The 6976-nt window shown below is 66.9% G+C and carries 8 protein-coding genes; all 8 read right to left on the bottom strand.

Annotation, left to right across the window (positions count from 1 at the left end):
• Positions 1–471: hypothetical protein (locus tag ACFDS3_RS17985; protein ID WP_375263731.1), on the bottom strand; the 471-nt coding region annotated here is incomplete at its 3' end.
• A gap of 115 nt (positions 472–586) precedes the next feature.
• Positions 587–1699 carry a hypothetical protein gene (locus ACFDS3_RS17980; RefSeq protein WP_375263730.1) on the bottom strand — a complete coding sequence of 371 codons (1113 nt, stop codon included), beginning with the start codon at positions 1697–1699 and terminating at the stop codon, positions 587–589.
• Positions 1700–1716: 17 nt separating this feature from the next.
• Entirely contained in the window at positions 1717–2361 is a 645-nt protein-coding gene (locus ACFDS3_RS17975; protein WP_375263729.1) for a hypothetical protein, read from the bottom strand.
• Between the two features lie 83 nt (positions 2362–2444).
• Positions 2445–3512 carry an ATPase, T2SS/T4P/T4SS family gene (locus ACFDS3_RS17970; RefSeq protein ID WP_375263728.1) on the bottom strand — a complete coding sequence of 356 codons (1068 nt, stop codon included), beginning with the start codon at positions 3510–3512 and terminating at the stop codon, positions 2445–2447.
• A gap of 2 nt (positions 3513–3514) precedes the next feature.
• Entirely contained in the window at positions 3515–5185 is a 1671-nt protein-coding gene (locus ACFDS3_RS17965; protein WP_375263727.1) for a hypothetical protein, read from the bottom strand.
• A gap of 1 nt (position 5186) precedes the next feature.
• Positions 5187–5945, bottom strand: coding sequence for a hypothetical protein (locus tag ACFDS3_RS17960; protein ID WP_375263726.1), 759 nt, complete (start codon positions 5943–5945; stop codon positions 5187–5189).
• A 38-nt stretch (positions 5946–5983) separates the two neighbouring features.
• Positions 5984–6712 carry a hypothetical protein gene (locus ACFDS3_RS17955; protein ID WP_375263725.1) on the bottom strand — a complete coding sequence of 243 codons (729 nt, stop codon included), beginning with the start codon at positions 6710–6712 and terminating at the stop codon, positions 5984–5986.
• A gap of 8 nt (positions 6713–6720) precedes the next feature.
• A partial coding sequence (locus ACFDS3_RS17950; protein ID WP_375263724.1) for a hypothetical protein occupies positions 6721–6976 on the bottom strand: 256 nt, incomplete at its 5' end.

Genomic DNA, 6976 nt, shown 5'->3' with positions numbered 1-6976 from the left:
GTTGAGCATGCAGCAGATCATCTCGACCAGCACCCACACGCTGATGCCGCCGCCGAGAAAGCGCGACAGGTCCGAGCCGCCGCCGGCGGCGCCCCGCGGCGGATCGGGGAGCAGCCAGCTCAGAAAGCACATCGCCCCCAGGGTCGCGAGAGCGGCGGGGGCCATCCGACGGGAGAGCTCCAGGATCTCGGACAGCGGGATCGCGCCGCGTCCGTCGGCCCTCATGATCTGGTTCACGGTCAGGATGAGGGCGGGCAGCAGCGCCGCCCCGAGGAAGGCCTGCATCATGTGGCGGCCGAACGAATTCAGGCCGAGGTCGACGAGAGCGCCACGCGCCGCCGCCGCCACGATGATCGAGGTGAGCATGATGAGAAGCCCGCCCGGCGATGCCAGCGCGAGCTGAAGCGCCTGCTTCGGCCATCTCGTAGGCCAGCCGGGTTTCGGCTGGTGAGGTCCCATGCCCTTCGCCATGTCGTTCTCCACGATCGTTTGCCGCGAAGATACATTCGATTTTCGCAAGTGGGTAGGCGTGGGGCGGCGAAGGCTGTGGATTGCCGGTCCGGATCGCTCCGGACCGGCGGGCTCATCAGTCGATGATCGCCGAAAGCTGCGCGGCCTGCGCCACCGCCTGGCGGTTCTGGAGCTCGAGGCTGAGATAGGCGATGCGGGTGTTGATCGACATGACGTCGTAGATCCGCGCGAGGTAGTCGTTGGTCGACCCGCCGCGTTTCGACGCCGCTTCCTCGGTCGGCGCATAATGCTCGACCGTGCGGATATCGATGGCCTGCAGCTCGGAGAAGGTCTCCGGGACGTCGCGGTTGTAGACCGAGTCGTCGAGCTTGGCCTGCCAGCTTTCGTTCATGGGAACGATCGCGTCACGCATGTTGAGCGTCATGCTCAGCAGTTCGGAGGCCGCCGACTGGCGGGCTCGTTTGCCCTGCTGCACGGCCGCGCGCGAAACGCCCTCGGGCGTCCGCATCTCCTCCGCGGTGATCGGGCGATCCGGCACCGGATCGATCACGTTGCGCATCATGCGCGTCACCACGCGACGGGTCGTCTCGTCGGCCATGTCGATCGTCGGGTCCTCGAGCGTGATCGACACGTCGACCGTGCCATCGGCGCGCCCGTCATAGGGCTCGATGCTGCCGACGACGCTGCGCGCCAGCGCGGTGCCGCCCTGCTGCACGGCCGGGTCGGCCCCGGAGATCTGGGACATCGTGTCGGCGCGCGCCTCGGAGCCGCGGCCACCGGTCGTGCCCATGGTCGTGTCGCCATCCGCATAGAGCCCCGCGAGGATGCAGAGATCCGCGGGCGGGTCGAACTTGCCGCTCTCGGCCTCGGCCCGGAACGTGTCGCGCAGCCGCTGCGTCTCGTTCTGCTGGCTCGCATCGAGGAAGCGTTTGTCGGCCTCGATCTGCTTGTCCATGTAGCTGCTCGTCTCACCGGTCTGCAGCCGCAGCGCCTGGATCAGCTTGTTGGCCAACTCGTCGACCTTGTTGTCGACGACGTCCTGCAGGTCCTTCACCTCCTGCTCGACACCTTTGACCTCGCGCTCGACGGACTGCACCGCGCGCGTCGTCGCCTGCTGGTTCGTGTTGATCCGCTGCGACGTCACCTCGGTGCCCCAGGGCGCCGCCTGCAAGTCGCCGGCGCAGGTCAGTGCGAGGGCGCTGGCGGCGGTGAACAGGATCTTCTTCATGTTGCTCTCCATATCTCTCACTGCCGCCGGGGGGTGCCGGACTGCGACCAGATCGACTGCACCGCGCTGCTGTTGCCGGAGCTTTGCGTGCGCGTCGTCGTCTGGCCCTGCTGCTGCTGGTTCGTCTGCTGGCCGCCGCTGCCGCCATCGGCCTGCGCGCGCGGCTGGTTGGTCGGGGGCGTGTAGTTCAGGAAGTCGAACTGGTCGGCGAAATGCGCGATGTCGAGCTCATCGAGGCCCGCGTTCAGCGGCGTGGTCACCTCGGCCCACTTCTTTTGCGCGAAGGAGCAGACCTGGCTTGACAGGTCCATCCCGTCGAAAGCCTCGTTCACATCGCCGCCCGACACGCTGCCGAGGCCGGCCGACAGGGACCCCATCAGGCCGCCGATGTTGGAGAAGATGTCGAGGCTCTCGTTCATCAGGTCGTCGAGGCAGCTCAGGTCACCGATCGGAATGGGGGCGTTGATGGCCGCCTCCGCCCGCGCGATATGAGCCTCGATCTTGCCGCGCACGTTCGAGCTGATCTTCTCGCGGATCTCGGGATCGCAACGCTGGTCCTGGATCTGGTCCAGCCAGCCGAAATTCTGCTCCTGCGCCACTGCCGCGGGTGCCCCCAGGGCCACCGCGGCGAGGATGAGGGCGCCTGCCCCCCGATGTGCCATGAAGTGCTTCACCGCTCGTCCTGTCCCCTATCGCGCCGCAGCGCGGATTTACGTGTTTCGCATCTTTTCGCGAAACGATCCACTCATCGTCTGCCGATACCCACCGCGCCTCCGGGGCGGGTTCTGTTCACCCGTTGACGCTCCAGGTCCTCGTAGATCTGCTGGTATTGCCCCAGCTCGATCTTCTTCCTCACGACGAAATTCTCCGCCCCGCCGATGACGCCGAGGGTCGCCGAAAGGCGGCCGCCGACGATCTCCTGCCAGATCACGCTCTTGAGCGAGGCCGCGACCATCTCCCGCGCCGTGGATTCCGACATCTCGCGCGCGGCGAACCGCACCAGGGAGATGATCGCCTGGACCGGATCGGCGGCGTGGATCGTGCAGACGACCATGGGGCCGGAGATCGACATGTGCAGCATCTCGGCGGCCGCCTGAGGCGTGCGGACCTCGCCCAGAAAGAAGAAGCGCGGCCCCCATCGCCTGGCGTATTTGATCGCTTCCTCGATCGGGCGCTCGGTGAGGTCGATCTGGTAGATCGCCCCCTCGTCGGTCGTCACCCGCCCCAGCGGGTATTCGGGCGGATCCTCGAGCGAGATGGCGACGTCACGGGTCATCCTGACCCAGTGATCGAGGATCACCGAGGCGGTCGTTGATTTCCCGGAGCCGAAGCTGCCGCTGACGAGCAGCAGCCCGCGATCGTTTCGAAGGTCGGTCAGCACGGTCTGCATGTCGCGGGGCATGCCGAGGCTTTCGAGACGCGGCAGGTTCGTGGTGATGTGGCGCACGCACCAGTTCTGGATATCGACGTCTTCGGTGGGACGCTTGATCGTGCTTTCCGGAGCGTCGATCAGGGCACAGCGATACGAGACGCCCTCGCGGACCGTCACGAACTCGCGCTGGCCGCCGGTCTTGATCCACATGTCGCGGATGTCTTCGCCAAGGCGCATGACATCGGCCTTCAGGAAGTCCGGCACGGGCCGGACCCCCCCTATTCCATCCCCCTGGACGACGTCTCGCGCCTTCAGGCCCTTCACCACCGGTTCGACATCCGTGGTGCCGGTCGTGAGGTAGAGATCCGTGAATCCGTATTCGGACAGCGTCCCTGCCTGGGCCGGGCCGCCGGGGCCTCCCCCGGCTGGGCGCAGAGCCACGGTCACGGCGCCACGCACCGGGTCTGGGCCATGACCTTCCCGAAGCCCGAAACCACCTCGTAGATGTCGACCTTGCCGTCGCTGCGGTCGGTCGCCACGGTCCCGTCGGGGTTGAACGCCGAGCAGTTCGGGTGGTTCGGAGCGCCGTTGGAATAGGTCGGACCGGTCGGGTCGAGCGGAACGATCTGGCCCGAACCGTTCCGGGCCTGGCAGTAGTCCTCCTCGACGAAGGAGATCATCCGCACGCGCCAGCTCGTCGCGCTTGCGCTCTCGGCGAAGGCCCGGATGCCCACGAGAGGACGTCCGCGCGCATCCGCGAAACCGGCGGGAGAGGTGTAGATGGCCGGCTGCAGGGCCACGCCGTTCTCATCGGTGCCGCATGTCGGGATCTCGACCTCGCCTTGCGCGAGCACGATCTCCGGATCGATCAGGTATTGGCCGACATCCATCCCGCCGACCAAGGCGCGATCGACGGACAGGCGGCTTTCGCTGCCCGCGCCCACCGTGGTGGTGCCCAGCACGTCGACCCCGTCGAGGGCCATGCCGGTCGACGAGAGCGTGGTCGTGCCGCCGCTGCCATCGTCCACCGTCAGGCTGGCGGTGACGGCCAGATCGCCGTCGAAGGTGGTCGTGCCGCAATCCACCAGCAGCGTTCCCGGCGCGATCGTTCCCGCGGGGTCGGTGCCGTCGCAGGTCAGGTTCGTCAGGCCGCGGATGCCGGGATAGACCTTGCTGCCGCTGTCATCGTCGTATTCGCGGAAGACCAGCTGGCTCATGAACTCGTTGTCGGTGTTGTCCAGGCAGGCGTTGTAGGCATTGGGGTCGGAGGCCGGGCTGATGTCGGCGCAGCGCAGCAGTGCGCGATCCATGTCCACGAGGCCGCGGTCGCCCGAGACCCCCAGGACGCCGAAGCCCGACAGGGAGACGAGGTTGGCGAAGTGGCCGGGCGTCGGATACTCGGCCAGCGCCTGATAGGGGGCGATGGAGAGCTCGAAGTTGCCGTAGGCGCCGCGCGTGACATCCCCTTCCACGACCAGGCCGATGATCTGCAATCCGGTTTTCGCAAGGACGCGTCCGGAGCGGTTCAGCGGAATGGGCTGGCCCGAATGGCTCACCAGGAGCGACTCGATCTCCATCTCGCCGTTGCTCGGATCGTTGTCGACCCATTGGCTCGCGATCGAGCCCGTGGAGGACGGATCCAGTTGGCTGCGCGTCAGCGTCGCCTGCGGGGCACCGCTGTCCTGACGGTCGACAGCCCTCAGGATGAGGGCGTATTGCTGACCGAACGTGTTCCTGATGGTGCCCCCGTCACGCAAGAAGACCGTCGGCACCGATCCCTCGTCCGCAAGGCGCATCATGTCGAGCGACATGAGAGCGTCACCCCCGCTGGCCGAGACATCGAACAGCTCCTGGCGAAGCTGGTCGTAGTTGTCGAGGACGAAGTCACCCGAGCCGTCCTGCAGCATCTTCAGGGCGTCGGCGATCAGGCTTTCCTCCTGGCGCATGCCCTCTTCGCGCAAGGTGCCCGTCGTGAAGACCACGACGCTGGCGAGGAGGCTGAGATAGAGGATCCCCTCCATGAGGGCAAAGCCCCGCTCCCGCTTGCGGCGGAAACGGGACAGTATGCCCCCCGGACGCCCGAGGGCGGCATCGACGTCGTGGTGGTGTTTCAACTCAGAAGTCCTCCGGGAAGGTCGTCACCACCGCGGGAACGCCTACGGGAACCGATTTCCCGTTCATCTTGAAGGTCAGGCCATCGATCTCGAAGCCTTTGCCGGGGGACTGCGTCACGAGGCCGACACGGTGATTGCCCTGCGAGTTCTGTTCGAGCGAGGCCAGGATGACATCGACCGAGTCGTTCTGGGCGCGGTCGCCGAACGCGGCTTTCACGCTCGAGCTCTGGCCGGGGTGGTTTCCGCTGCCGGCACCCGCCTCTGCCGCGTCCTTCCCCTTGGGGCCGCGTCCATCGACCCACTTGTCGTATTTCTTGTCGTCCTCCTCGTCGCCCCAGCGCCAGACCGCCCAGCCCACGATGCTTTCGACGAAGACATCCCAGTCGGACTTCTTGCCGGGGCCGGTGCTCTTCTCGACCTCGCCGACCGCGTCTCCGGGCCAGGTGATGACCGCGAGCTCGTTATTCGGCAGGCGAACCATGACGGTTTCCCAGTCGCCCATGTTGGCGAACACGCGCAGGTCTCCGGTCGCGACTTCGCGGCCGTGGTCGTAGAACGAATGGGACTTGGGCTTTCCTTTGGCATCGCGCAGCTGCGCCTTGGCCTGCTCACGCGCCATCTCGACGCGCTGACCGTGGTGGATCGCGAGGTTCTCGGCGAGAATGGGCGCCTCGACCCTGCCGCGGGTGCTGTCTTGATAGATACTCGCCGAGGCGATGGCCGCGGTCGCCATAAGGGCTGCAGGGATAGGAGCCAGCATAGCAATGTCCTCCGTTTGCGAAAACTAAATCAAGACGACTATATACCCATCGCCGTGGAAAGCGCCAACACGATCACGCCCGCCGGGCACCCGATCGCAAGGAAGGTCACCGATTCTTGTGGATTTCCGTGCCCTTCGGTGTCGGCGACCACCTTCTCGGCCAGGCCACGGGCCATGAAGAAGCGCTGAACACCCGGCATCGCCTTGCAGGCCTTCAGCGCCACCGCGACGATGAGAAAATAGATAACCAGCGGCAGCTCGACGCCGAACATCGCCAGCGGCGCGAGGAGCAGCATCATGTCCGGCGGCGGCACGGCCTCCACGCGGAGCAGAACCTGAGCCAACCAGAGCAGCTGGGCCCCGCCCCAGATGGCGACACCGAGCAGGACGGTCGTGAACGAAATCGCCTCTCCGCCGAGGATCGCGCCGGTGGCGGCGGCCGTGATACACAATGGCAGCGTCACGAGGTCGGGCGCCCAGGCGGTGTTCCGGTCCATGACGGCGAGAGCCGCCATCAGCGCCGCGGTCAGCACGATCATCGCGGCGTGAACGACCTCTTGGATGGAGGTGTGCGCGATCCCGGGGTCGGGCAGCTGACCGGTCGCAAGGAGAGCGAGGGTTACGAGGATCGCCCCGCCCCCGGCCCACCCATATCGCAGGCGCGGAGCGAGGGATGCGCCGCTGCGCGTGCTGGCCAGGCCCGCGCCCGCCAGGAGCCCGGCGGCGATCGCGGTCAGGGCGACGACCTCGAAGGCCGCGAATGCCATCGTCGGTGTCATTCCGCGTCACTCTCGAGATCGTCGGCCGCAGAGGTGCCGCCATTGAGGATCTCGGCCCGCATCAGCTCGAGCTGCTTGGCCGGGTCTCGCGACCGCTCCTCCTTCATGCGGCGCGCCTGCACACGCTCGGGCGTGATGTCGAGGTAGTCCTCCAGCAGGGCGCGCGCGGCCTGATAGACGGCCGGGCGCGCGATCGGGCGACCGATCTGCGCCTCAGCCCGGTTATGCGCGAGGGCGCCGGCGGCCTCGGCC

This window comes from Palleronia sp. (genome assembly GCF_042089775.1).
GTDB lineage: Bacteria > Pseudomonadota > Alphaproteobacteria > Rhodobacterales > Rhodobacteraceae > Palleronia.
The sequence above is the reverse complement of the archived record's forward strand: the minus strand, read 5'-3'. Positions and strand labels throughout refer to the sequence as shown.

Bases quoted from the DNA above. Each gene is read 5' to 3' on its own strand.
- ACFDS3_RS17980 (WP_375263730.1), bottom strand. From the start codon at position 1,699: ATGAAGAAGATCCTGTTCACCGCCGCCAGCGCCCTCGCACTGACCTGC.
- ACFDS3_RS17955 (WP_375263725.1), bottom strand. From the start codon at position 6,712: ATGGCATTCGCGGCCTTCGAGGTCGTCGCCCTGACCGCGATCGCCGCC.
- ACFDS3_RS17975 (WP_375263729.1), bottom strand. From the start codon at position 2,361: ATGGCACATCGGGGGGCAGGCGCCCTCATCCTCGCCGCGGTGGCCCTG.
- ACFDS3_RS17960 (WP_375263726.1), bottom strand. From the start codon at position 5,945: ATGCTGGCTCCTATCCCTGCAGCCCTTATGGCGACCGCGGCCATCGCC.